Here is a 248-nt window from a genome sequence, read left to right as displayed (position 1 = left end):
ATAGTATCTAATTCTTTCCAACCATTATTTTTTACGTCAATTAATTTAACTGCAAGGTCTTGAATGTTTGATAATTGTTCTTTTTCTTTAGTAGCTTTATCAATGTTTTTAGCATTAATAATAGTCATATCTGCTTTAGAATCTAAAATCATTTTTTCCACATCATTTGTAGAATTTAAATTTGCGTTTAACTTATCCATGTCAGAAGTTTCTTGGGCAAATTTTTGGCGAGTTTCATTAAATAAAAC

The 248-nt window shown here is 26.2% G+C and carries 1 protein-coding gene; it reads right to left on the bottom strand.

Annotated features, from left to right (window positions below; translation table 11 throughout):
- On the bottom strand, positions 1 to 200 hold a 200-nt coding region (locus Q4528_RS15215), incomplete at its 3' end, for a hypothetical protein (protein ID WP_303522538.1).
- Between the last annotated feature and the right edge of the window lie 48 nt (positions 201 to 248).

This window comes from Staphylococcus pasteuri, assembly GCF_030547725.1.
GTDB lineage: Bacteria > Bacillota > Bacilli > Staphylococcales > Staphylococcaceae > Staphylococcus > Staphylococcus pasteuri.
Note: the sequence above shows the minus strand (reverse complement) of the source record. Positions and strands in the feature narration are given on the sequence as shown.